22 protein-coding genes and 2 pseudogenes are annotated in these 24,484 nt (G+C 53.3%); 17 read left to right on the top strand and 7 right to left on the bottom strand.

The window, feature by feature from the left end:
- Window positions 1-545 precede the first annotated feature (545 nt).
- The 3 genes from ACA064_RS08820 (at window position 546) to ACA064_RS08810 (ending at window position 2,834) form a co-directional block, all read left to right on the top strand.
- Complete coding sequence (locus tag ACA064_RS08820) at window positions 546-1,634, top strand: asparaginase (protein ID WP_150804946.1); 1,089 nt, start codon at window positions 546-548, stop codon at window positions 1,632-1,634.
- Window positions 1,635-1,858: 224 nt separating this feature from the next.
- Window positions 1,859-2,140: a DUF1654 domain-containing protein gene (locus ACA064_RS08815; protein WP_497673013.1), complete on the top strand. Its 282-nt coding sequence runs from the start codon at window positions 1,859-1,861 to the stop codon at window positions 2,138-2,140.
- A 4-nt stretch (window positions 2,141-2,144) separates the two neighbouring features.
- On the top strand, window positions 2,145-2,834 hold the full coding sequence (locus tag ACA064_RS08810; RefSeq protein WP_497673012.1) for an endonuclease: 690 nt from the start codon (window positions 2,145-2,147) through the stop codon (window positions 2,832-2,834).
- A gap of 226 nt (window positions 2,835-3,060) precedes the next feature.
- On the opposite strand, the gene ACA064_RS08805 is transcribed toward ACA064_RS08810, so the two are convergent.
- Window positions 3,061-3,432, bottom strand: coding sequence for an SPOR domain-containing protein (locus tag ACA064_RS08805; RefSeq protein ID WP_497673011.1), 372 nt, complete (start codon window positions 3,430-3,432; stop codon window positions 3,061-3,063).
- 250 nt (window positions 3,433-3,682) lie between these two features.
- Between ACA064_RS08805 and csrA the strand changes: the two genes are divergently transcribed.
- Window positions 3,683-3,877, top strand: coding sequence for a carbon storage regulator CsrA (gene csrA, locus ACA064_RS08800; protein WP_007920550.1), 195 nt, complete (start codon window positions 3,683-3,685; stop codon window positions 3,875-3,877).
- A 376-nt stretch (window positions 3,878-4,253) separates the two neighbouring features.
- Here the strand turns inward: csrA and ACA064_RS08795 are convergent, their stop codons facing one another.
- The gene (locus ACA064_RS08795) at window positions 4,254-4,709 is read right to left on the bottom strand and encodes a DUF2214 family protein (RefSeq protein ID WP_497673010.1); all 456 of its coding nucleotides are present in this window, start codon (window positions 4,707-4,709) and stop codon (window positions 4,254-4,256) included.
- A 139-nt stretch (window positions 4,710-4,848) separates the two neighbouring features.
- Between ACA064_RS08795 and ACA064_RS08790 the strand changes: the two genes are divergently transcribed.
- The 3 genes and pseudogenes from ACA064_RS08790 to ACA064_RS08780 form a co-directional block, all read left to right on the top strand.
- Window positions 4,849-6,174: a serine hydrolase domain-containing protein gene (locus ACA064_RS08790; RefSeq protein ID WP_497673009.1), complete on the top strand. Its 1,326-nt coding sequence runs from the start codon at window positions 4,849-4,851 to the stop codon at window positions 6,172-6,174.
- A gap of 429 nt (window positions 6,175-6,603) precedes the next feature.
- Window positions 6,604-7,278, top strand: coding sequence for a polysaccharide lyase family 7 protein (locus ACA064_RS08785; protein ID WP_497673008.1), 675 nt, complete (start codon window positions 6,604-6,606; stop codon window positions 7,276-7,278).
- A gap of 351 nt (window positions 7,279-7,629) precedes the next feature.
- Window positions 7,630-7,719: pseudogene (locus ACA064_RS08780) on the top strand (Fis family transcriptional regulator); the annotation flags it as partial.
- 222 nt (window positions 7,720-7,941) lie between these two features.
- On the opposite strand, the gene ACA064_RS08775 reads toward ACA064_RS08780, so the two are convergent.
- Window positions 7,942-8,223, bottom strand: a complete 282-nt coding sequence (locus ACA064_RS08775; protein ID WP_497673007.1) for a hypothetical protein — start codon at window positions 8,221-8,223, stop codon at window positions 7,942-7,944.
- Window positions 8,224-8,945: 722 nt separating this feature from the next.
- The gene (locus ACA064_RS08770; protein WP_497674202.1) at window positions 8,946-9,545 is read right to left on the bottom strand and encodes a serine protease; all 600 of its coding nucleotides are present in this window, start codon (window positions 9,543-9,545) and stop codon (window positions 8,946-8,948) included.
- Window positions 9,546-10,179: 634 nt separating this feature from the next.
- Here ACA064_RS08770 and ACA064_RS08765 point away from each other — a divergent pair.
- From ACA064_RS08765 to ACA064_RS08735, 7 genes and pseudogenes are all read left to right on the top strand, one after another.
- Window positions 10,180-10,386: a hypothetical protein gene (locus ACA064_RS08765; RefSeq protein ID WP_497673006.1), complete on the top strand. Its 207-nt coding sequence runs from the start codon at window positions 10,180-10,182 to the stop codon at window positions 10,384-10,386.
- Window positions 10,387-11,047: 661 nt separating this feature from the next.
- A complete protein-coding gene (locus ACA064_RS08760; protein ID WP_497673005.1) occupies window positions 11,048-11,209 on the top strand; it encodes a hypothetical protein in 162 nt (53 codons plus the stop codon).
- Window positions 11,210-11,942: 733 nt separating this feature from the next.
- Entirely contained in the window at window positions 11,943-12,899 is a 957-nt protein-coding gene (locus ACA064_RS08755) for a tyrosine-type recombinase/integrase (RefSeq protein WP_497673004.1), read from the top strand.
- A gap of 63 nt (window positions 12,900-12,962) precedes the next feature.
- Window positions 12,963-13,490 (top strand): annotated as a pseudogene (locus tag ACA064_RS08750) (site-specific integrase); the annotation flags it as partial.
- An 811-nt stretch (window positions 13,491-14,301) separates the two neighbouring features.
- Window positions 14,302-14,943: an ATP-dependent Clp protease proteolytic subunit gene (locus tag ACA064_RS08745; RefSeq protein WP_497673003.1), complete on the top strand. Its 642-nt coding sequence runs from the start codon at window positions 14,302-14,304 to the stop codon at window positions 14,941-14,943.
- Between the two features lie 62 nt (window positions 14,944-15,005).
- The gene (locus ACA064_RS08740) at window positions 15,006-15,794 is read left to right on the top strand and encodes a phage antirepressor KilAC domain-containing protein (RefSeq protein ID WP_497673002.1); all 789 of its coding nucleotides are present in this window, start codon (window positions 15,006-15,008) and stop codon (window positions 15,792-15,794) included.
- Between the two features lie 496 nt (window positions 15,795-16,290).
- Window positions 16,291-17,424 (top strand): primase-helicase family protein, encoded by a 1,134-nt coding sequence (locus ACA064_RS08735; RefSeq protein ID WP_497673001.1) that lies wholly within the window; start codon window positions 16,291-16,293, stop codon window positions 17,422-17,424.
- Window positions 17,425-18,079: 655 nt separating this feature from the next.
- Here the strand turns inward: ACA064_RS08735 and ACA064_RS08730 are convergent.
- Window positions 18,080-18,436, bottom strand: coding sequence for a hypothetical protein (locus ACA064_RS08730; RefSeq protein ID WP_497673000.1), 357 nt, complete (start codon window positions 18,434-18,436; stop codon window positions 18,080-18,082).
- Between the two features lie 193 nt (window positions 18,437-18,629).
- Between ACA064_RS08730 and ACA064_RS08725 the strand changes: the two genes are divergently transcribed.
- Window positions 18,630-18,908: a helix-turn-helix domain-containing protein gene (locus ACA064_RS08725; protein ID WP_497672999.1), complete on the top strand. Its 279-nt coding sequence runs from the start codon at window positions 18,630-18,632 to the stop codon at window positions 18,906-18,908.
- 365 nt (window positions 18,909-19,273) lie between these two features.
- On the opposite strand, the gene ACA064_RS08720 is transcribed toward ACA064_RS08725, so the two are convergent.
- Window positions 19,274-19,654: a hypothetical protein gene (locus ACA064_RS08720; protein WP_497672998.1), complete on the bottom strand. Its 381-nt coding sequence runs from the start codon at window positions 19,652-19,654 to the stop codon at window positions 19,274-19,276.
- A gap of 298 nt (window positions 19,655-19,952) precedes the next feature.
- On the opposite strand from ACA064_RS08720, the gene ACA064_RS08715 reads away from it, so the two are divergent.
- Both ACA064_RS08715 and ACA064_RS08710 read left to right on the top strand, forming a co-directional pair.
- Window positions 19,953-20,660, top strand: a complete 708-nt coding sequence (locus ACA064_RS08715; RefSeq protein ID WP_497672997.1) for a recombinase family protein — start codon at window positions 19,953-19,955, stop codon at window positions 20,658-20,660.
- A 348-nt stretch (window positions 20,661-21,008) separates the two neighbouring features.
- Complete coding sequence (locus tag ACA064_RS08710; RefSeq protein ID WP_497672996.1) at window positions 21,009-22,439, top strand: IS1182 family transposase; 1,431 nt, start codon at window positions 21,009-21,011, stop codon at window positions 22,437-22,439.
- Window positions 22,440-22,706: 267 nt separating this feature from the next.
- On the opposite strand, the gene ACA064_RS08705 is transcribed toward ACA064_RS08710, so the two are convergent.
- Window positions 22,707-24,428, bottom strand: a complete 1,722-nt coding sequence (locus ACA064_RS08705) for a hypothetical protein (RefSeq protein WP_497672995.1) — start codon at window positions 24,426-24,428, stop codon at window positions 22,707-22,709.
- Between the last annotated feature and the right edge of the window lie 56 nt (window positions 24,429-24,484).

Here is a 24,484-nt window from a genome sequence, read left to right as displayed (position 1 = left end):
TTCACTCCGTTCTTATGATTATTTGTGAGCAACGCTTGCACTGAAGCAGGCTTCAATTCCCTGGCGCCGAGGCGATACAGGATGAAGCAGAGATTTCCGGAGCTGTCGAAACAAGCCCTCGCGAAACGTGCGCAAACGTTTGCGTAGATCGAACTATGGGAATCCTGCCGACATTTGTCAACGGCAAGAAAACGCCTTTGACCCGTGTTCGCAATACGCGCTGACACTCTAGGACTCAAAAGGCTTTTCCTTGTCAGCCCCCCTTCTCTTCCCTGAGCTCGCTCCATCGGCATTCAACCCGAGTATTTTCGGGTAGCCGAACGCAAAACCACTCCTATCGTCGGAAATCCGGACACGAACTGAAACCGAGAATTAAATTCATTACAAAATATTGATCGTAATCAATAAGTTACATTTATTTTCTCGACAAGACACGACTGGTACAAATCCTGCTCTTCTCCAAGCCTCCACGGCATTCAGATCTGCCTGGGGCGTTTCTAGATGAACCTGCATCAGCACCGTCATTACAACTAGAGAGAAAAATAATGAAATCTGCGTTCAATACCTTTGTTCCGGGCGCCTTGGCCCTCCTGCTTTTACTCCCCGCCACACTGCAAGCAAAAGAAGTCGAAACCCAACAGAAACTGGCTAACGTGGTGATCCTCGCCACTGGCGGGACTATCGCCGGCGCAGGTGCCAGTGCTGCCAATAGCGCCACCTATCAGGCGGCCAAAGTTGGTATCGAGCAGTTGATCGCCGGTGTGCCAGAACTGAGCCAATTGGCGAATGTGCGTGGCGAACAGGTCATGCAGATCGCATCCGAAAGCATCACCAACGACAACCTGCTGCAACTGGGTCGCCGCGTCGCCGAACTGGCCGACAGCAAAGACGTCGATGGCATCGTCATCACTCACGGCACCGATACCCTGGAAGAAACCGCTTACTTCCTCAACCTGGTGGAAAAAACCGACAAGCCGATCATCGTCGTCGGCTCGATGCGCCCGGGTACTGCGATGTCTGCTGACGGCATGCTCAACCTGTACAACGCTGTCGCAGTCGCCAGCAGCAAGGATGCTCGCGGCAAAGGCGTACTGGTGACCATGAACGACGAGATTCAGTCGGGTCGTGATGTCAGCAAAATGATCAACATCAAGACCGAGGCCTTCAAAAGCGCCTGGGGTCCGCTGGGCATGGTGGTCGAAGGTAAATCCTACTGGTTCCGCCTGCCTGCCAAGCGTCACACCATGGATTCGGAATTCGACATCAAAACCATCAAGAGCCTGCCTGACGTCGGAATCGCTTACTCCTACGGCAATGTCAGCGACACCGCGTACAAGTCCCTGGCTCAATCCGGCGCCAAAGCCATCATCCACGCCGGCACTGGCAACGGTTCCGTTTCCTCCCGTGTGGTTCCAGCCTTGCAGGCGCTGCGCAAGGATGGCGTACAAATCATCCGTTCGTCCCACGTCAATGCCGGTGGTTTTGTACTGCGCAACGCAGAACAACCTGACGACAAATACGATTGGGTCGTTGCCAATGACTTGAACCCGCAAAAAGCCCGCATTCTGGCGATGGTCGCGCTGACCAAGACCCAGGACAGCAAAGAACTGCAACGCATGTTCTGGGAGTATTGATTCACCGCTCGCCCGGTCTTGCCTGAGCGGGCAACAGTGACCACCACTCGCCAGCACTGGCGAGTGGCTCTGCAACAGCCTTCTCGTCCCGCCCCATCCCTGGCCACTGCTACTCTTCGGCCGTAAAAAAAGCCCCGACGATATACACCAAACCGAATAAATCGCTGTCAGAGGAAATTCTTTAATTTTAAGCAGTTGCGAAATTGCCTACAGTTAAATACTGTATGCACGTACAGCTTAATAAGGAATCCTCCGTGGCCACTACCCCAGCAGCAGCGACTACCCCTCCCAGTTCCTATGAACGACTCGGTTTGCGCATTCAGAAGATCATCAATTCTCCCAACGCACAGAAGGCCAAAGCCGCATTGATCTTTCGGCTCCCGGACGAACCCGTGGACGAGTGGGAACAACTGCTGGAGGAAATCGCCGAGAACGACAACGTCACCCTCGCCTACCGCGACGATGGTGGGGTGCAGATTTTCTGGGTCGTGCCGAAGGAAGATTGACCCAATGATTGTTCGTTTACTTGTCCTGGTCTGTCTCCTCGGCGCCTTGAGCGCCCAGGCCGCCGCCCCACGCACCTTCAACGAAGCCAAGAAAGTCGCCTGGAAGCTGTATGCACCGCAATCCACCGAGTTCTACTGCGGCTGCAAATACACCGGCAACCGAATCGACCTCGCTGCCTGTGGATATGTGCCGCGCAAGAATGCCAACCGCGCGAAACGCATCGAGTGGGAGCATATTGTCCCGGCCTGGCATATCGGCCACCAACGCCAATGCTGGCAAGACGGCGGCCGCAAGAACTGCACCCGCACCGATCCGACCTACCAGCGTGCCGAGGCGGACCTGCACAACCTGGTGCCCAGCATCGGTGAAGTGAATGGGGATCGAAGCAACTTCAGTTTTGGCTGGCTTGCGGTGCAAGCCGGGCAATACGGTTCATGCCTGACCCAGGTCGATTTCAAGGCCAGGAAGGTCATGCCCCGCCCGTCTATTCGCGGAATGATCGCCCGCACCTACTTCTACATGAGCAAACAGTACAGTTTGCGTCTGTCAAAACAGGACCGCCAACTCTACGAAGCCTGGAATAAAACCTATCCAGTGCAGAACTGGGAACGCCAGCGCAATCAGAGCGTGGCGTGCGTGATGGGGCGAGGCAACGAGTTCGTCGGACCGGTGGATTTGAAAGCCTGCGGTTGAGCCATTACAGAAACGCAAAAAGGCCTCGGACAACACTGTCTCGAGGCCTTTTTTCTATCCGCGCCCGGCAGTCAGTTCGCAACACTGGAAATCTAATAATGTGGGAGCGAGCTTGCCTGCGATAGCGACCGCACAGCCGGCCTATCTCCGACGGATGTACCCCGCCCCCCCTGTGGGAGCGAGCCTGCTCGCGATGGCGGCCTGGAGAGTGGGCAAGGGCAACGGCTCACTGAGCCACTGGATGCTCGACCACCTCTGACACGATATTGCGTTTTTTCGCCCGGGCCAGGCTTGCAGTCAGTTCTACCTGCCTGGCTTCAGCCTCGGCCTTGGAGCCGAACGGGCCGATGAAGATCCGCTGTGTAGCGCCGTCCGTGCGCACAGAAGACACGAAACCGTGCTCGAGCAACCAACCGGTCAGATCGCTCACTGCCAGCAAGGTATCGCCCTTGACCTCGACATCCCACTGCGGCGCTGCCGCGGTCGCAGGAGTTTGCGCAGCTGGCGCCGCCGACGACGCAGCCTTGTGCTCGATGTTGGTGCCTTCACCACACCCTGCCAGGACCAACAACGCCATTCCCATCGTCAGTTTACGCACAGCCTTCCCTCTCAAGAATTCAAGCCGGCGATTTTACCACCCAAGATAGATCCGCGGTCCCCGCAAACACGCTCTAAAATACGAGAATGATGTTTATTGGCTCTGTATAGTTGCACCTTGGGAATTAATAGCGCAGCTATGCGTCAGAAAGAGGCATCCACACTGTGTCACTTCGCAGTAATCTATACGTACCACCGACATCTGCATTGTCTGAATCAGGTACCCCTACCAAGCAATCAAGGAGAAGATCATGCTGATACTCACCCGCAAAGTCGGTGAAAGCATAAACATTGGTGACGATATTACGATCACCATTCTGGGCGTAAGCGGCCAACAAGTCAGGATTGGCATCAATGCCCCGAAAGACGTCGCAGTTCATCGCGAAGAAATCTATCAGCGCATCCAGGCAGGTTTGACTGCACCGGACAAACGCGAGACGCCCTGAGTCAGTAGCCAGCCCTTACTCCACAGCAATGGCTGGCGAAAAACCTGAAAGCTCGTTCGACTTGTCATGCCTTTATTTCAGCTCCTCCTTGGCCGCAGCGCAGGTCCAATTCGCCATAGCCCGCGCAACCCATACAGTCCAGTAGCCTGCTAATCAGAAATCCCGTGCGCGATATCGACATTACCCGCCCCTGAGACACAGCAAAAAAAGCTGAGTCGATACTAACAACCCCTGAGCACGCTGGAAGTCGGAGATTTCCGAGTTTGCTGACGGCTGTCGCTCAAAATGTGGCCATACACTTCGAGACAATGACTCCCGTCCTTTGCTCGTGGATGATCTGGTACTTGCACACCCCGTGTAGCCTTACACCCCCCTTCTAACCAAACACCACACCCCGCGCCATACCGCTCGCAGCCACCACCATCAGGACCACCAGCAGCGCCTCGATATGACTGATCCGGGCAAACAGTGTCGCCCGCTCGGTATCGATCGCCGTGCCTCGACTCAAGGCAATACGCCATTTGATCAAAGTGATCATCGGCGCAATCTCAAGCAACAGGATGAAGACAAACAAGGTCATCTTCAGATGGAACAGCGGTTGGTGCAGGTAGTAGTCCGTGCCCTTCTCGTAACCGGCAAACGCGCGAAGACCGCCCGTGAGCAACAGCACCACGGCCGAGATCCCCCATAGACTGTCGGCCAGCAAAACCCTGCGCAGCTGCCCGACGTCTTCGGTGATCCGGCGCAGCGCCGTACCCCGCGCAACGACCGATGCTATCGCCAGTGCGAAGGCCAATAGATGGATTGCCGCAAGAAACCATTGCATGAGCATCGACTTGAATCTCCGTTCAATGACGTAAGAAAGAGGCCAGTCAGTAGTAGTCCATAACCCGCGGTTTTGCGAAGCAGCAGCCGAGAACTGATAATCTGTTTCAGGACCCGAAAAGCTCTCCCGAATGGAATCTCCCCCTATGTCTGACCACCACCCCTTCGCCAAGCTCACCGCTGCGTTGCTGATCAGCCTGTTGGCATCTACCGCCTGTGGAGCAGAACCCTCGACATTCCCCGATTCCGCAGCCAGTGACCCGGCAAAACTGGGTTGGATGGTCGGCTCCCCGCCACCTGCCGATCGGACCGTTCGATTCGAAGATGGCAGCTACTTCCAATTCCCGGCCATGCGCTGGAGCGTCTCGAACTTTCGCCAGCTGATGCCCACGGTCAACGTTTCCCGCGGGTTGGGATCTCCCGTTGCACTGCCTCGGGCCCTGCGCAAAGACCTGGATAAGGTCAGTTTCGTGCCGCTCGGCGCAACACAGGCGATGACCTGGGAACAATCCCTTGCCGCCACCTATACCGACGGGATTGTGGTGCTGCACCACGGAAAAATCGTCTATGAGCGCTACTTCGGCGTGCTCAAGGAAGATGGCCAGCACGCCGCGATGTCGGTGACCAAGTCGGTGATCGGCACACTTGGGGCAACACTGGTGGCCGAGGGACGCATCGACGCCAACCAGCGTGTTGATCATTACGTGCCTGAATTGGCCAGTTCCGCATTCGGCGACGCCAGCGTGCGCCAGGTTCTCGATATGACTACCGGGCTGAAATACAGCGAGGACTACGCCGACCCGAACGCGGAAGTCTGGGCTCATGCCAGAGCCGGGAGCCCGCTGCCGAAACCCAAGGACTACACCGGCCCTCGCAGCTACTACGAGTTTCTCCAGACGGTGCAGCTGCAAGGCCGACACGGCAACGCATTCAGCTACAAGACCGTCAACACCGACGTGCTCGGTTGGGTGATCGCCAGGGCCACCGGCCGCAACGTCGCGCAATTGCTTTCAGAGCGCATGTGGAGTCGCCTCGGCGCTGAGCAGGATGCTTACTTCACCGTCGATTCGATCGGCACTCCGTTTGCCGGCGGAGGACTGAATACCGGTCTGCGTGACCTCGCGCGTTTTGCCGAGATGCTGCGCAACAACGGCCAATTCAATGGCCAGCAGATCGTTCCCAAGGCGGTGGTCGATGATATTCGTCACGGCGGTGACAAACAGGCATTTGCCCATGCCGGTTATGAGCTTTTGCAGGGCTGGAGCTATCGCTCGATGTGGTGGGTCACTGACAAGGAAGGGGGCGCCTTCATGGCCCGTGGCGTATACGGACAACGGATCTACATCGATCCAGAAACCGCGATGGTAATAGTTCGCTACGCCTCCCACCCGGTCGCCAGCAACTCGGCCAACGATCCGGTTACGTTACCGGCGTTTGAGGCACTGGCGAGGCACCTGCTGGCCAAGCCTTGAACGATGCCCTAGACCGCGGGTTGCATGAGCGATTGCGAAATCCTCGCAACCCGATTTTCTCCTATAAAAATCAACACGTTAACGCTGCATCTTCATAACATGATCCGCCCTTTCTCCGGCGTTCTGCCGACCGAACCCTGAAACCTCTATAGATCATCGCCTGCCATGACCGAATTGCCATCACTGTACTACTGTATATATTTACAGTATATCTAGTGGGCACCCTCAATCTCGATGAAGACATCGTCGACTGGCTCGGCATTTACACCCAGCTCGAAACCTGCAGACAACAAGGCAAAAACCAGGAACCGATTCAGCAAGCATCACCACTGCCCATTCACCGAATGGGCAGTGGGATGTAGGCCTGCATCAGACACCGATCGGGCTCAAAAAGAGCTGACTCATAAACTTCATGTCCAAGGAAATACCATGACAGTCGATATCAGCAACTACACCATCGCGACTCCCCTGCCCATCTCCGAAACCAATCCCATCGCTCTTGAAATCATCGGCTGGAGGGCGCTGCTCGAATGCCCGGACGTCATTTCGATGCTCGAAGACGGTTCGCTTCAACTCACAGCTCCGACAACCGGCGCTTCAAGCAAAAGCACCCACCGTACCCGCTGTGAATGGAAGGAGCCCGGCTACTGGTTGTTTGCCAGCGCAGCGGATCACTGGAATCGCCAGGAAATGCGGGTGACCAAAGTCAATTCGGCGCAGAAGGTGGTGATTGCCCAGATTCATGTACAGGGCTCCGAGAGACCGCCAGTCAAGGTGTTCTGGAACAAGGGCAAAATCACCATGGGTTTTCGCTCGAGCTACCTCCAGGAAGACCCGGTGAACACCACGGTCCTGGAAAACGTTCCACTCGGTGCGCTGTTCAAGATCAACATCCACGCCAATGCCAGCGGAGCCGTTTCGGTTTCCGCCAGCTGCAACGGCAGCAAATCCACCTCTCCCATCCTTCGCCTCGATAACACCTGGGATACCAAGACACTCGCCTTCCACGGCGGCGTGTACAACCAGATCGACTATTCCGACACCACCGATCCAGACGATGGTTCGATCTGCATCATCAGCGATCTCTCCATAACGCACGGTTAAGTTGGTACGGACAGCTCGCCTGTAAGGGGCGGGTTGTCGTCAGAGGTACTGATGGATAGTCGGTAGCGAGAAGGCGAAGGCTTGTCTCGCTGCCGCATAGGGTGATGGAGGGAAGCGGAACAAGAAGGCTGGCACAAGAGCTGTTACACACAGCTAATCGAATTTGTTAGCAGAAAGTTGCACCATATAGCTATCAAGGTACATGACATTCATAACTGATTTCGTACATGCACTCATCGGCTCCCGCATGATTCCGATCCACGGATTCATCAAGAAAAGCCAAAAAATACCTGCGCCTGACATGGCAACCGCCAACCAGTGCAAAGCAAGGCTATCTATGAGGTACAGCACATGAACAAGCACATCGGATCTGACTTTGACGACTTCCTCGCCGAGCAAGGGCTTGCCGATGAGGTCTGCGCTGCCACACTCATTCGATTAACGGCACTTGAACAAAAAACCTCACCTTCCTACGATACTTCTACGCAGTTGCTTAAGTACCCTGGCAATTGCGTGGGTGGCGAGTGTTCTGAACGACTACCAAGCCCGCCATTCGTTTCACACGTAACTTGAGCCTCTTCGGCTCTTCTTTCTCCCCATCAAAGAGCTCTGAGGCTCTTTTTTTTGTCCGGTGGAAAATCAACCGGGCCTCTTCACCGCCTACTAACGAGCAGATCTTTCTACTCTGGCCCTCAGCGTGAAATCGTCACCTGCAACGGCACGCAAGTAAGCTTGATCAGCCTCGACCCGAAGGTCACGCCACTCTTGCCAGGTCACTATTTTCAGCCGGTCCATCTCATCCGCTTGCCGAAGCAACTCATCATGATAGGCATCCGGGCAGTTCATCCGCAGAGTTCGATCATCCAGGGCGTCGTGCCAGGAACTGAGAGCTAGCAGCTTGCGTTCTTCATCTGGCGTCAGCAGACCGTCTTGAAAGGATTTCATGAGATCGGCACTCCTGAAGTTCTTTCTGGATGGATCAGACAGCTCGTTCTGATGTTCAACGCACCCGACCAGAGGTCTACCGACCTGGCAGTGACAGGGTCCTTCTCAAGCGGCTCTGGATGCAGTGGATGTTTCCCCCGAGCAAGAAAAAGCCCGACTCCATGGTCGGGCTTTCGTGCCTATCGCCTGTCGTCAGATAACGGTGACTGTTCATCGGCCGCCGGGAGGTCCCTGTCAGCGGGGTCTTTCCAATCTTCCGGACGCTCCTTCGTTACTTCGTCCGGGCGGCCCAGCGGATCGTACTTGCCGGGACGTTCAGGATCTATCGCCGGCCTGTCTGTGCCCGACTCTGGTTTCGGAGGAACAGAGCCTTGCATCTTCTTGTCTTGGAAACTCGAATCGGTAGCCATACGCACCTCACTATAGAGGTCCAGCAATTCTGGGCCGTACAGGTTTGAAGTTGGAACTGAGGGTGAGGTGCGATTGAGTTGACGAGTGGCAAATGCAAACGACGGCACACCACTGATACTCGTGCTGGGGCATGAGCAATATGGACTCAGAAGATGCATATCGCCTGTCAGTGAGATGCGCCGAACGTTCTGAGTAGTTATCTGAAACGCCAGATAACAAAATAGGGCGTACCTTTCGGTAAGCCCTTCCAACCCGCCCGGCAGAGCGGATTTTGTTTGGCAGGCGTGATTGCCAATTGGGATAGCTAAAAGCTACTTCGCGGCATACTTCGTGCCGTGCGGATCATTAAGCTTTGCCTGCAACAGCCCCCACTCGCGCTGAATGATCGAGTACGGGATAAAGATGCTGATCCTCTCAGCTTCCTTTACGCCGGAGTGAAAGCTCACATCGTTCAGCGTGGTGGAATAGAAACCGATATTGATGCCGACAATACTGCCGTCACTGGCAATGACTGGCCCACCCGACATCCCCTTGACCAGCGGGGCATCATGGATGGCATAGAGATCACCACTGTGTTCAGCGGTATTGAGAAAAGGCGTTGGATACACCTTGCCTTTCCCGGTGGTGGTCACCAGGTAAGGGCTCACCCCCACGGCGGTTATGTTCTCGCCCACACGCGGCGCGCGCCATGATGGGTAGCGGCCGTTGGCCTTGTGTTGGATGAAGACCAGGTCGCAGCCTGTGCTGCAGCTGTACTTCACGTTGGGGATAAGGGGGGTGTGGCGGGTGGTGACAGCGTAGTCATCGTTCCATTGCACGGCTGAAGCCATGTATAGATACGGCAAAGGAAAGCCTGAGAAGACTAAAAAGTATGAATCGTTAGTAGGTCCCGAAAAGTCGGGTTTTACCATGCCATTGCATCCTGCAGTTACAGCTCCTATTAAAAAGTAGGCCATGATCTTGATCATGATGTATCACCGACTTATAAGGAGGATATGACTGTTTTTTGTTGTCAATTTATTGTCTTTTTTCGAGTTGCAGTTTTCCTCGCCACTTGTTCTAGTTGGACGCTTGTTATTTATGGCTGAGGTTGTAATGGCGCGTATGAATGAATTGCGCTAAGGCCAATTGCTTTTCGATTAACTCCAGGAGCACAAATATTTGGCGTCTGAAAAATGTTAGAGGCGAGGGCAAAAAAAAGGAGCCTCTATGGTCTCTTTGATTAATGATGAGTGATTCCAGTTTTGTGTTTGAGCGAAAGAGCACAGCGACGGTCTTGGAAACCGTCGATTGTAAGTTAGCCTCGTCCTAATTAAGACTCTCAGGATATTCATGAAGATATTTGACTGCCACTTTATTCCCCACCTCACGCCACCATTCGTCGCATCGGGAAAGATGGTGCCGATTTCTTGACCATGACTGGCTTAAGGATTGCAGAAGACGCCGATAGCAGCCCCGAAACGACGTAAATCTGACGCGGCGGCCATTAAATTAACGTTCAAGGACTCCAGCGAAGCGCTTGGTCAGTCACCGGGGAGATGTAACGTGTCAACTCTCAATGAAATCGCAGCGAACCACGCGAGTATGGCTCAGGCATTAGTAGAAGCGCCAGTCGAGCCCAGCGAGCAACGTACTCCGATGGTGCAAGGTTTCGAAGTTCCACCCACTCATGCACGCCAGTACCTGCCGCTGCACCTCCTTGCCGGAATGAAGGACAACCACGCCGGACAGGTAGCTGGCTACTTGTTCTGAACGGGCAACAAAAATCCCCGCTCACTGGCGCGTTGATAGCGCGCCGCACAATGGATGTGCGGCGCGCCATGCAACATCAGCCCTTCTTGCCTGGCTGAGCGTCACCTCGGTCGCTGCCAGAGACTTTTCCCGTTGTGCTTGGCCAATTACCACCCGGTTCCGGATGACTTGATGGTCCCCGCGAAGAACCACCAGACCCTTTCCCGGAACCGCTCGCGCCTCTACCGCCGCCACCTTTTGGCATGACAACCTCTTGGGCAAGTAGAAAATCGCCCCCGAATCGTAGGTCATTCCAGACAGAGCCAGGCTCCACTTGTCGACCGCATCAGTAAACGCAAATCCCACCTCAACGAATCACGCCAGCCGGCGATGATCCTCATGACCGCTGCAATTGATTTGTTCGCCGGACACGACGGAATAATCAGCGCATTTGAACGATCCACTGATTCCATTGGTCAATATTCGCTTACCGGCCAAGCGAAGAGTTGCACTTCATCCACGACGGGCACCTGTTCCTGGCCACCCAGGCCGAAACCATCGCCCCATCATCATGTCGTTTCTGTCCGGCGTCGCGCACGTTGAAGAGCCGCTTTGTGAGCTCACTGACTCGAACGATCTTTGCGCTATCTAACCATCCGACTCCAACCTCGAGGATCCCATCATGAAATTCCAAGTCGTCGATCGCACTATCAATGGCACCGCGAAGTTCTCGGTGGATACCGAGTGCGGAAAGAACGTGGATTCATTCTCGACCATCGAGGAGGCCCGGAACCACGCGGCCTGGCTGGAATCCGAATATGAGCGGATCAGCGAGATTCTCTAGCCGCGGCTTATCCGAAGCAATAACTCCGCTTCAGCGAATCCGCAGCCCAAGCATGACCCGGCATAGGACAGCAAGTCGCGGAGGCAGCAGCGCAAAAAGGGGACCGGCTAATGGGTGTCCCGTCTTTCTTTATTTTCCTCAAAGCTGGACCAGAACGCTCGCCTGCTGCGAATCAATAATCGGGATCAATCCTGAGCCCTGTTGGTGTGCGAGCCAAGTCCGAGTCAGTTTCACGTCGAAGCGCCAGCCGTGGGTTTCCATCCACACAAGCGCTGTACGGGTGACTCGATAGTGTCCGCACTTAGGACACTCTCGCTCCTGGTATTCACCACCGACATCGACGTCCGAAGCAGGCTCGTCGCAAATTAAGCACGTCATGACCTTCTCCTTTTGGCTGATCGCTCAACTGTAGTCGATCTCAGCGAGAGCAGCCGTAACCGACCACTCCACCGCCCGGGCATGCGATGACGCGGTGGTTTACTTGAAGGTGAAGCCGACCTGAAGATGTAGCTCGGTGGTCGCTTGCCCAAAGTTTGCCCAAACGTCAGGCACAAAAAAGGGCCAACCTTTCGGTTGACCCTTCTAGACCGCCCAGCAGAGCGGATTTTGTTTGGTAGGCGCGATTGGACTCGAACCAACGACCCCCACCATGTCAAGGTCTGCTTGAGCAAGCTGCAAGCCCTGCTGCTCTTGGATTTCACAGAACGCCCATTCACAGCATGAGGCGTCAACAATGGCCAATTTCCGCTTACTTCCGTCCGGCAACTGGAATGCTCAGGTACGGGCAAAAGGTAAATCTCCTCAGTCGAAAACCTTCAGTACGAAAGCTGAAGCAGAGTCATGGGCAAACCAAATCGAAGCCGTGACGATGGATCGCAAGCATCACACCATTTATACGTTGGGCATGACCTACTGCGAAACAATGCTCAAGGGGAAAGGCAGCTACGACCATGCACTGAAAATCGTAGAGCATCTGGGCAGGCACTTCACCCAGCCCATTCACGAAATCACGCCGCAGATGATCAATGACTTCAAGATCATGCGATTGAAGAAGGTGAAGCCATCCACGTGCAGGACGCAGCTTGCATTCCTGTCCCGCTTCTACAGGTTTGCCAAACGCGGCCTCCTGATCGACATTCACAACCCTGTGAGCGATATCGCACTCCCAAAGCCTGATCGGGCTTCCGATAAGGTGATCCGTGCGAGCGAGCTAGAGCGGTTACTGGCGAAGCTATCTCCCACCATGCAGCTGATTGTTGAACTGGCATACGAGACTGCCATGCGGCGCTCTGAAATCCTGAAGCTAACAAAAGACTGCCTCCACCTCGACGACCGCATTGCAGATGTCATCGACGGGAAGAATGGCACACGGTCAGTTCCCCTCACCCACCGCGCTGTTGAAATACTCCAGCTTGCCCAACTGCGGGCCACTGTTGCAAGCCACCCGAACGGCCAAGTGTTCACGGTCACTCCGCACGCCGTATCTCAGGCCGTGCGTTTGGCACGCGTAAAGGCAGGCTTAGACAGTAGCGTCCGACTGCACCAACTCAGGCACACCCGAATCACGAACGTTGCGAAAAAGGGATTCAACAACGCTCAGATCATGATCGTATCTGGCCACCGGGATACACGATCCGTAGCTCGATACTCCCATCTCAACGTCAGGGACGTGTTGCACCTAATCGACTGATAAAATCGCACGGGCAGCCTTAACAAGTTTAGTGGTTGGCTGCCTTGAAAACTCCTTGGAAGCCCATGGCGTTACTGGTTGCCGCTCCTTGGACGAACCACAGGGGCTCGGTTGGAAGAGTTGTGCCAGTTGCGTGTAGATGACTTCATCGAGCAACAAGGCATTCAGTGCATCCGCATTGATGACAGCCGGGAAGGCCAGAACCTCAAGAATGCCAGCAGCCGCCGTGTGCTTCCTTTGCACCCTGCCCTGATCGACCTGGGTCTGCTGCAGTACATTGAGTTAGTCAGGAACGCTGGAGCTGATCGCCTGTTCCCAGAGCTGGAAGCCGTGCGGGGGAAGCTGGGGCACGCACCATCGAAATGGTTCGGTCGGTACAAGACGAAGCTGGGCATCACTGACCCGAGGAAGACGTTCCACAGCTTCCGTCACACGCTCATTGATGACCTGCGGGATGCCGGGGTGCAGGATTCGCTGATCAAACGAATCGCCGGGCACGAAGACGGTGCGGTGACGTTCAGCATTTATGGCAGCCGCAGTCCATTGAAGGCGATGGCAGAGGCGCTTGACCACATCGACATCCAGCCATAGACCTGACACTCGTGTAACGTAGGCCACGCTGTTAATAAGGAAGCCCGTTGACGATAACGGGCGACCTAGGCGAAGTTTGCCGTCTTAATGTAGGAAAACATAGGCAAACGTGGTATTTCAAATATTACTGGATCTATTGACTTCACTGTTTCAGCAGCGTAAAAAGCAACCCACCACCGCCGACAACGATCAACTTACGCGAGGTTCACCGCAATACATGATAAAAATGAAGAAGTTGAGGTATATATAAAAAAACTTACACACTGTTGACTTTCCACTCCCTCTGTTAAACAATGCACCCCGCCACCAACGCAAAGTGGCTCAACAGCTTAACTGAAACAATTATTTCATAAGCCTCTACTGCACCTCCAACAAAAATTGGGTGGGCCGCAAAGAGGTTTTGTCGTGCCCGGAATTTTCCAAGCCCGAACTTCTTCAGCCCTAGTTTGAATTGTCTGAGTAACCACTATGCCGTAATCGCAAGATAAGTCCGCACCCGAAAAACGCCATTAAACCACCAACAGAGAGCAACAATAGGTATTAAGAGAATCGCGCTCCATACATGACTGAGCATAGAGTCAATATTTAAACTCGACTCCCACACACCACAAGTACGACGAAACTCAAAGTTTACGTTACGGCACTCTATTGCCTAAAGAACAACAAAGGACAGGCAAATGAATTAGCTTTTCTGCAACCATTTACACCAACACCACCAAATCCAATGCAACAGGTTACCCACTCCCGTATAAGCTCATAACTTCGAGCGACGGGCATCTATTACCTGAAATCCGTAAGAGAAGACAACTAAATGAAATACCAAGCCAATAATGAACTCGCAGAACTCGAAAGCGCCTTCTGCCCCAAGAAGATCATTACCAAGCAGTATAGCAAGATGCATTACGTAGTACCGATCACTGGCCCCATTGGAGAAATCTGGGAGTACGGCGATTTCATCAATATCCTTACCAATGCAAGGGCAGAAGACGAAGTATATATTCAGCTCTCATCACCCGGCGGAAGCATGGAAACCTGCGACTACTTGTGTCGCCGCATGGATGAGTGTGAGGCAAAGATCACAGTCGAGATCGGCTTTACATGCGCCTCAGTCGCTTCAGCCATTGCCCTACAAGCCGATGACTGGGTGATCTATGACAGTAGCACAATGTTGATTCAATCATGCTCTTATTCCTTGGGTTACGGAAAAGAGTCAGATATCCGTGCGCATGCCGCATATATGGAACGAGTCAACCGTGAATGGGTTGAGCGAACCTACCAAGGACTTCTCATTGAGGAAGAGCTGATTGACGTCCTAGACAACGGCAAGGACCTGTATTTCTTTGCAGACGAATTGCGTGACCGTATTCCACTATACGAAGAGTACCGCAAAGAATGCAAAGCCAGGCAGATCGAAGAAATCATGCAGCGTTGGGAAAGCCGCGTAGCAGCTTAATAGAAACACAAATACTATCGTCAGCAGTAGCTGGCCCTTAAACCGCAAGGAAAGCATTATAAATGAGCAACATTATTAGCATCAAAGATGACCAAACTACAAAAATCATGATCAGTGATTTCTACGTACGGCAGGACTGTGAGGGACGCTATTGTCTCAATGACTTCCACAAAGCTGCTGGCGGAGCGCCTCGTCACAAGCCAACACTGTGGGCACGCCAAGCAGAAGAGCTGATTAGCGAACTAGCCAAAGGTACAGATTCGTACCCTTTGCAGACTAAGACAGGTCGCTATGGCGGCACCTATGTGGCGAAAGAACTAGTGTACGACTACGCCATGTGGATCAGCTCCGAGTATCATTTGAAGGTAATCCGGGCGTATGACCGCCTTGCGACAAGTGGTGTAGCGGTACACGAGAATGCCGCCCAGTACGTGTTGGATAATCCAGTACCCTACCTTCACACCATCATCCAGCAAGCTAAGGCTATGACTGAAGAATACACGCAGTTGATCCTGAAGGCGGAACGGGACGCACCGAAGATTGAATTTCATGATGCGGTACAAGGCGCTTCGAACTTGCAGACGGTAAGCGAGGTAGCGAAGAAGTATGGAATCGGCCCCAACAAGCTCTTCAAGCTACTACGCAACTGCAACGTGTTGATGACAGACGAGTACAACACTCCCTACCAGCGACACATTGACTCCGGGCGCTTCGTAGTTGTAGGAAAGGTATACAGCAAAGCGGGTAACACTTACCGAACCAACAAAACCATGGTAACCGGCAAAGGTGAAATCTATATTGGCAAGCTACTTCGTGAAGCTGGATGGTTCTCGGAAAAACTGGCCGCTTAATTTGCACTGACTTACCCCATAGGTGAGTAAGGCCAAGCATAACAGATACCATTTTTAGTCCCAGCAAACCCTTGGCAGAAACTTACACGATGACTGGCGTCGCGAAACCAGTCATCTATTAAGCTACGTGAAAGTTTAGGCAAGCCACGCTACATTCAGCACTACACTTATTTCATTTCGCATGCTCAAGCCAATCGACAGCTAAGCTGAAATGGGTTATGTACTGCTTGGACATAAGCAAAGGATGTAAGTGGTCTAATGCCACTTGGACTCAGCCCCGCTAACTTACTGGAACTCCCCAATTTTCGGAGAGGAAACTATTTGAACATTTTAAGTCAAGGAAGAAAATTTGCCTGGACCTGTAGTGGACTTAACTGACCAAAAAATCACCGCAATACGCTCTGTACAGAATCGATTCGTGATTGTTCCTTCGACGGACAGCCGCCCCAGATTCCGCGACCTGTTAAACATGGGAGTCGCCCCACAAGGCAACCCTATGATGCTACTCCAAGCTTACCGAGATGCTGGCGGAAGTGAAGACATTACCGGTGAAAGCCTGCTCAACAAGTTGCCTATTGTTTTCGCTGAAGACTTCCGTCCTGGTGACTACCGTCGAATCATGGAGTACGACGGTAACAGGCTATTGAACATGTGGACCGGCCCGGACATTCGACCGAGCGGCAAAATAGTGTCTACACGCGATGCAGGGCCCTTCATTGAGTTCCTGCAACGCCTCTTCCCCGTGCAGGAAGAGCGGTACTACTTCCGGGATTGGTTAGCTCATGCCGTCCGCTATCCCGGCCAGCGTATCAACGCAACAGTCTTGCTGCGTTCCGAGCATGGTGTCGGCAAGGGTTTCCTAGCTGAAACGCTTTTACCGGGCCTGCTGGGGAAATCGAGCGTAGGGACAGTGGCTCTAGGTGACGTGGTCGGTCAGTTTAATGATGCTCTAGTTGGCAAGACTCTCATTGTGATTGACGAGGTCTACAAGAACCCCGAGTCGACGGTTAACACCCTGAAATCAATCCAAGGGAACAAGACGATTACGCTGCGACGCAAGCATATCCCCGACACCACGGTGAATAACTTTCTTAACTTCATCATAACGAGCAATGACCATTTCCCATTGCCGCTGGAGCAGGAAGACCGCCGCTTCTGGGTGCCTGCTTTCATCACGCACAAGGAGTCGAAGAAAGAGACGATGTTCTTCATCAACACGATTCTCAAACCTTGGCTATTGGAGGAAGGCGGCATGCAGATTGTGCGGGACTTGATAGAGATAGTGGATCTGTCCGAGTTCCAACCATGGGGTGACCCTCCGATGACCACCAGCAAGAGGGAGATGATAGGTTTCTGCCCCCAGGAAAGGCTGTCCGAATTCATTACTGATTACATTGCAGACCATATGGTTGTGAAAGCCTTGGACATCGAAGCCCAGTACCACATAGAGACCGGGGAAGTCTTGAGCAATCGTGCAGTAGCTGAGAAGTTGTCCGAACTGGGATGCAAGGCAAAACGAACCACGAACGGGAGAGTGTGGATCACTCCCAGGGGGTTGGCAGCCGATCTATCGGAGTCATCCCCGCCCGCCGAGTTGCAACGAGTTTACTCAAACACGAGGGAGCCATGACGGGTATGACGGGTTCATGTCGGGTAAAAAAGCAACCCGTCATGGCTGTACGCCCCACGCCGTAAGGGCTCTAGCGATGTCATGACGGGTATGACGGGTTGGTGCTCCCTTTCTTATAGTAAGGAAGGGAATTCATACATCTGCACGATGCGACCCCATCTACTAAAGAATGAGTTACACGATCCCCAATGCATCTACCGTGAGAGCAGTGCATCTTTATCGTTACTGGTGGCGCCTACGCCACAATATAAGCACCTCTGCCGTGAGGCACCGATTACAACTCTATCCGATCAAGGGGAGACAGGGGGCAGGAGCCCCTCCCCGCTGTTGCTTTTGCTCTGAACCTTGCTGAGGTGACTTGTGGCCTGAGCCACGATTAATCAATGCAAGACGGTTAGCCGTGACTATGGTCACGCGGAATTAGTCTGTGCCTTCAGGCACCAGTTCCCCTTGCACAATTCAAAGCAAAAGCGGGAGGGGGCTCCCCCTTTCCTCCCTTGTGCAGGTGGCGAAGCATCGGAATGCAGCAAAGACGATTGAGATTCTTTTAAGTAGCCCACCTAGATGGGCCAAGGGTAGCCCATCCCACACACGTTAACGTCCAGATGTGATCATTAGCGCGCAGACATGGGCTTGGGTGGAGCCGGGAGTTGGTTTACATCTGCTCGTCAGGCTTTTCCACTCTGGCCAGGTCAGGGCTCACAAAGCACACCAGAGGACCTCCAGGTTCGGTGCTCGCATCCACCGAGTAGATCCAACCGGCATCCGCAAGGTCGGCGACAGCTTTCTCGACCTGTTGCAGTGTGGAGTTGCAGTGCTTGGCCACTGTCGCCTGGGTAGTCTGTACAACTCCGTTGTTACCCATGATCGACATCAGCGTAAGCATGACTGACACAGCGTGCGGGTTCGTCCGGTTCAACCGACTCAGCTCCATAAAGGCTAAAGGGTTGGCGTATAAGGCTTCACCTTCGCCATCGGCGGCATATGGGGTTGTACCTTTCTGTTCGTTCATCACGCAGCTCCTTGGGGTCTGTAGTCAATTTAACTAGCTCATGCGATGGCTCTAGCCTGGCCCTCAGGCTGACCAGTAATGCCAACAACGCAATGGAGAATGGTGCCATGTAGAACCAAATATTCACAGTATATTGTGAAGACGTAGTAAGCCATGGGAACGACAGTTCACCCCTCACTTAGGGGGTTACGGCTTGGACGCAGGGTTGGCATTCGGTAGAGTTCTTCGCGAGCGACGGAAGCTTGCAGGGCTGACCCAAGAGCAGCTGGCACTGGAGGCCGATGTTCAGCGGAATTACGTAAGTCTCATCGAACGAGGCGTCAATCAACCGACCATCAACATCATCTTCAAGCTTGCCGTTGCGTTGAAATGCCAACCATCTGCACTCATCGCCGATGTGGAGGCTCTTTGTCAGCAAGTGAGGGATGGCGACCTCCCTACAGCCACCCTGCGGATAGCTGATAAAAACTAATCAATATCTATCCCCTCGCAGGCGTCGGTCACACCCACTACATCACCGTAGGCGCGCCAAATCCCCTGTTTCCGGGGCCTACGCCACAACTGGGTCAAGCCAAGTACGCTCGACACGCGGTTTTCCCACCGTAACGCCAGATTTCCTCACACCAGCCTGATCACAGCACAAGAAATAGCGAGACCTGCGCTACAGGGGGAGCGGCATCGCCGGGCCGACCTGCACTATACCTGGCGGCCTGCATGCCGCTTGGACAGTCATTGCACAGTAAGCGCTCCATAAACCCCACCTGCACATGAAGCGCCGATTCAAGGATGCTGAGCTCCCATTTCTCGCTCGGATCGACCGATCCGCCGGACGGTCTGTTAGTCGTTACGTGTCTGTTCAAGCCGCTTATCAAGCTCGCTTGGCGGCAAGTTCGGCGTCGAGTGAAGCGTCAGCCAGACGGCCCGCAGAATGTTGATCGCGGCCATGTTCAGATGTTGTTCGGCGGAGTGCAGGGCCAGTTCGGCTGCCAGGCGCTTGTCGGCAGCACTGAGGTGCGCCGTTTTGTGGGTCATGTCCGCATCGACGTTGGCCAACAGCCCCTGGAGTTCCTGCACCGCCTGATCCGATGCCTGACGCATGTCCGCCAGCAGGCGGCTGGCTTCGGCAGGCGTCATGGCCAAGGCGCGGACGCTGCGAAAAGTCAGGCGGGCGGGCAAGGTGGCCAAACTGAAACCCGTCGAAATTAACTTGCCAATCATGCGAACAACTCCTGTAAACGAGTGTTTCAGCAGCGTATCAGAGTAAATCGCAAAAAAAATGTCTGCTCATCGCTTGCCAGAATCAACTCTCCGCCTCTTTTTGGCATCAAGCGTCTGATCGTCGTCAGAACCCTCGAACGATGCGCCCATACATTGCACACGACTCTGACATAAGGGGCCAGCTCGACCCCAATCTGCAACCAGGCAAAAGAGGGTGGGCCCCACCATTACAATGGTTGATCGGTCGTTCTAACAGTTGTAAAATAAACCCGTCACCCCACTTTACGGAGTCACCTGCATGGAAGTTGTCGCCTACTACCGCGTATCCACCAAAGGGCAAGGTGAGTCCGGCCTCGGCCTCGATGCCCAGCGGGAGTACGTCAAAATCGCTGCCAAGCAGCAGGGATGGACAGTGGTAGCCGAATATGAGGACGTGGGCGTATCGGGCTCGATTCACCCCCTGGAGCGTCCAGCGGGCGCTAAAGCCTTCGCGGATGGCCGTACCGTGGTGGTAGCCAAGCTGGACCGCTTGAGCCGGGACGTTGAACACATCGCCGGTTTGATGAAACGGGGCACTTTCAAGGTAGCAACGATGCCCAACGCCTCGACGGTAGAGCTGCACATCCATGCAATGCTGGCTGAGCAGGAACGTACCTTCATCAGCGAACGTACCAAGGCCGCATTGAAGTCCCTGGAAGCGCGTGCCGCTGGTGGTGATGCCGAGGCCGTGCAAAAGATCAGCAACCGCTCCCAGGCTCTCGCCAAGGGCCGCAGCATGCTTAACAGGGCCAAGGGGCACGATACCCAGCGCCAGCAGGCAGACGACCGTGCAGCCTTAGTGAAGGACGCGATCCGGTTATGCATTCATGACGGTGCCACCAGCCTCCAGGCAGTAGCTGATTGCCTTGTCTCTCGCAACATCCCCACCGCCCGTGGTGGTCAGTGGTCCCCTACTGCCGTGATGCGTGTGATGCAGCGTTTAGGGCTTGAGATTAACAAGGTATAAGCCCCTGCAAGCTCCCAGGAAGCGATTACAGTAACGCTCTATTGGTTGCCTGTGTACCCCACCGATATTTGGCGATTTACGGCGCCTATGGCCCTACAGGAAGGAATAGGGGTTAGGGTAAGCCCTCCATAATGCTTAGTTTCAGCAATTCTCCAGATACCGGCTCTGATATTGTGACCAGGCGATCTCAACCGATATTGCCCAAGGGCAAGTGTAAAAATTGAAAAGTGTGGTATCAACAGATTTCAAAGAGTGGCTTACTACCGACAGATAACGGCCCAGAGTGTGTAAAAACGCTTTCGCGAACCCTTGCTATGATTTCTGAGGATTTCATCGCAAGGATCGCCCATGAAGCGCTTTATTCAAGGTGAGCATCGAGGCCAAAGCACCTTACTTCCCGAGAGCCTCGACGATTACGTCACGGATACCAATCCGGTGCGCGTAGTCGACGTCTTTGTCGACGAACTTGACCTGGTCAAACTGGGTTTTGAAGGTGCCATACCAGCAGATACTGGCCGGCCGGCTTACCATCCCGCTGTCCTCCTGAAGATCTACATCTACGGCTATCTGAACCGCATTCAGTCGAGCCGGCGCCTGGAACGAGAAGCCCAACGCAACGTCGAGCTGATGTGGCTGACCGGGCGTTTGATGCCCGATTTCAAGACCATCGCCAACTTCCGAAAAGACAACAGCAAGGCCATCCGAGGCGTCTGCCGCCAGTTCGTGGTGCTGTGTCAGCAGCTGGGATTATTCGGAGAAAATCTGGTTGCCATCGACGGCAGTAAATTCAAGGCCGTCAACAACCGTGACCGCAATTTCACCAGTGCCAAGCTGAAGCGGCGAATGGAAGAAATTGAATCGAGTATCAATCGGTATCTGACTGCTCTCGACGAAGCCGATCAGCAAGAACCCTCAATCGCTCAGCCCAAGGCTACTCGTCTGCAAGAGAAAATCGACAAGCTCAAAGCCCAGATGAAAGAGTTACAGGTCATTGAAATTCAGCTCAACGAATCGCCGGATAAACAGGTCTCACTGACCGATCCAGACGCCCGCTCCATGATGACTCGCGGCACGGGAATCGTCGGTTACAACGTGCAGACAGCGGTCGATACCCAGCACCATTTGATCGTTGCGCATGAGGTCACCAACGTCGGCTCCGACCGCGATCAACTCAGCTCGATGGCCAAGCAGGCCCGCGAAGCGATGGCGTCAGAAACGCTGTCGGTAGTGGCTGACCGAGGTTACTTCAAAAGCGAAGAAATCCTGGCTTGTCACGATGCCAACATCACTGCCTATGTGCCCAAGCCAATGACCTCTGGAGCCAAAGCAGACGGGCGCTTCAATAACGATGCCTTCATCTATAACACAGCGAAAAACGAATACATTTGTCCGGCTGGAGAGGCGCTGATCTGGCGCTATACCAACGTTGAAAAAGGCCTGACGTTGCACCGTTACTGGAGTTCGAAATGCCGGGGCTGCGCAATGAAACCGCAGTGCACACCGAGCACGGAACGGCGGGTTCGACGCTGGGAGCATGAAGCCGTACTGGAGGAAATGCAGAACCGGCTGAGCAACGCGCCGGAAATGATGCGGATCCGAAAACGGACTGTTGAGCATCCCTTCGGGACGCTCAAGCAATGGATGGGCGCGACACACTTCCTGACCCGAAAACTGAACGGGGTGAGTGCAGAGATGAGCCTGAATGTGCTCGCCTACAACCTGAAACGGGTCATGAAAATTATCGGCACCACTGGCTTGATGAAAGCGTTAACGGCGTAAAAACCGGTCTTTTTTACCCCATCCAAAGGGCTTTAAGAGGCTACTGAGCCGTTTTAACTGTTCCTGAAAACGTCGTGACCTTGATCAGTTTGCGAAACGTGAGCACGGTCTCCTATCGTCGATATAGAAAACCCAATCTGACGTTTTTACACACTCTGGGCCAGAAGCAGCCGCTCGCCAAAGGGCTGCATCACGCATCCGAATCTCGGAACATATGATATGAACTGGAATTCGATATAGGTCTTGGGTTAAAAGTATTACGGAGTCTTAAGGCTGCGCTTTCAAGTTCAGCAAAGCTTTCGGTAAAGCATACACGCGCATACCTTCTCGAAGCCTCATTGCATTTGCCAGCCACTTAAAGCCCGCAGGATCGCCTACGGTAGCGCTCTTTACGGCAACATTATTTACTTGAATTGACTCAACTTCGATCTCCTCAAAATATATATCTCCCTCCACCGCTAGGTAATCACCTACCTGGATTCCATTTTCCAGAATGTGCATGCCGAAAACCTCGGTAAATACTTTAGATACGGTTCCGATATATTGGTAATGCGCAGGTATCGCCGTAATTCGTTGATGCCCATAAAATAGCGGTTTAACCCAGCTTGACGACCAGCCATGCCTTTGTTTATTAACCACCATTCGATACAAATCGAAGGTGGTCAGTAGCCCCAATCCCGTCTCTCCAGCAAAGTCCAGTATTTCCTGACGGAATGGTTCGTTGTTATCTCTTTGAAGAGGAGGTAGATGTCTTTGCTGGTTAATTATCGACAAACCTTGTATGGTGGTTTTATTGAGTTCCTTCATGTTGATCATTGCGTGCTTGTTTGCCTGCATAAGATCATCATCACTAGCTTTTCCGCCGACTCCTTTTATATCAATGATTAGAGTAGGGTCGCCGTCTTCTATTCTCAAGTCCTCGCGCCGGCTTTTGCCTTCGGCGTCTCGTATTTCATCGACATCGATAACCCGCTCAAACCCTAGTTCTGAAAGGGCAATTTTTATAGCGTTAACCAGATCGTCACCTGTTCCGGTAATTAGATCGTGTATCCAGCCATTCGTAGAACGATGCCTGGTAATTTCTTGTTGTATTTTATTTAGTTCCTTTTCTGCTTCAGCGATCACCACGGTTTTTTTAGCTTCTAATTCAATGATCTGTTCGAGTTCGTACTCTGGGAGATGAGTCCACTTGCCCTTTTCGATATCGGGGAAAAGGCTGGGCAGAATTTCAGGTAAAACGCCCCCTAACAACTCCTCCATGAAACTTGCTTTGTCTGCAAGCTGAGGAAATATCATGACAACGCCGTCGCCATGCTCTGCGATTAAGGCGACGTCCAATCCATATTTATTGGTTGCTAATGATGTCCAAGTGTCATCGTTAGTCCATTTTGTTTTAAAAACGCATGTAAACTCAGCGCCATCCAAGTGTCGCTTCAAAAGCTTTCCTATCGGCGAATTGTCTGTCACATTGATTACGGATCCGGACTCAGGGAAAACATTTATCCTATCCATGGGGCCAATTAAGTTCCACACGCCTCCTGAAACGCCACTTTTACTTACAAGTCCACGGCTATTAGCTGATGCCCATTGAAACTCCATTGGGCTATCAGGCCCTGCAAAAAGTATAAGAACGCCCCCGCTCGTTACTATGCGATTAAAATCTTCTTTTGCGAGCAGGACTGTCCGAGCCCTTGCGTCAATCCAACCTTTGTCGCACTTGGCCCATAAATCGACTTCTTCTTCGGGCGTGTGCTTCTCCCCATTCGAGTTCCCGGCCAAACCTTTTGATGCAAGATCAATAATAATTAAATCTGACTCTTCAAACTTGCTAAGAGTTCTTTTCTGAATCACTGGGCGCCAGCTGCTATCAGTAGGTACTTTGTACGGAATACCCAGTGTGCCAGTGCCAATGTTAGCCCAGTTTTTTAGTAGGGCCTTATGAACGGTTTCATGAGCGTCAATCAGAAAAATTTTAGGTTGCTGGTACATCCCTTCACTCCTATGTTTGGGTGGGCATTCCGACTTGATGATTTAGATACCATTTC

This window comes from Pseudomonas sp. LBUM1658 (assembly GCF_059716055.1).
This window is presented reverse-complemented; position numbering and strand designations above follow the sequence as displayed.